Source organism: Halorubrum sp. Atlit-26R, from assembly GCF_003666015.1.
In the GTDB taxonomy this organism is placed as follows: Archaea; Halobacteriota; Halobacteria; order Halobacteriales; family Haloferacaceae; genus Halorubrum.
The window spans coordinates 1-461 of the sequence record NZ_QPLT01000481.1 but is presented as its reverse complement, the minus strand read 5'-3'; the positions used below and the strand labels follow the sequence as shown (position 1 = coordinate 461).

The window sequence follows — 461 nt, the reverse complement described above, 5'->3', positions numbered from 1 at the left end:
GACCGAGTCCGTCTCGGCCGCGGTCGGCCCGCCGTACGAGCGGGCCTCGTGGGAGACGCTCCGCACGGAGTTCGACGCGTTCTTCGAGGGCGCTCGCGACGACGTCGACGTGTCGCTGCTCCTCAGCGACCCCGTGCTCGACTCGCTCCCCGACGAGTTTCGGGAACTCGTGGCGTCGAAGCCGCAGACGGTCCGAGTCCGGTGCTTGCCGAGCCTGCCGGTCTCGTTCGACGTCGTCGACGGGACGGTCGCGTCGGTCGACATTCCGCACCCACAGTCCGCCGCCGACCGCCTCGGCGTCGTCGTGGTGACGGACGCGGGGGTCGTCGACGAGTTCGCTCGCCAGTTCCGAGCGCTGTGGCCCGACGCCGTCCCGCTTTTCGAGTGACGCCGGCGGTCCGGCGGCGCTCTCGAACGACGTTCGCCCCATTTATCACCGCCCGCGGCCGACTCCCGACCAT

The 461-nt window shown here is 71.1% G+C and carries 1 pseudogene; it reads left to right on the top strand.

Annotated elements, in window-relative coordinates:
- Positions 1-388 (top strand): annotated as a pseudogene (locus tag DVK07_RS21555) (TrmB family transcriptional regulator); the annotation flags it as partial.
- Positions 389-461: the final 73 nt, after the last annotated feature.